The sequence below is a fragment of the Thermus sp. FJN-A genome (assembly GCF_054655095.1).
Genome location: NZ_BAAHSC010000301.1, coordinates 1 through 236, shown reverse-complemented (window position 1 = coordinate 236; position 236 = coordinate 1). Strand labels below are relative to the sequence as shown.

General features: G+C 78.4%; 1 pseudogene. It reads left to right on the top strand.

The features are described from left to right. Window positions 1-236, top strand: a pseudogene (locus ACYQ0J_RS13800) (metal-dependent hydrolase); the annotation flags it as partial.

The window sequence follows — 236 nt, the reverse complement described above, 5'->3', positions numbered from 1 at the left end:
TCCCGGGCGGAAGAGCGGTGCCGGGCGGAGCGGGAGGCCCTCCGGGGGGAGCTTTCCCGCCTGAGGGACGAGGTGGGCCGCCTGCGCTACCTGGTGGCCCAGGGGGCCGAGGCCCCCCTCCGCCTCGCCGAGGGGGAGGCCCGGCTTGAGGAGGCCGAGGCCCGCCTGACCCGCCTGGCCCTGGACTGCGCCGGGGAGAAGGCCCGCCTGGAGGAGTCTATCCGGGAGGCCCGCCT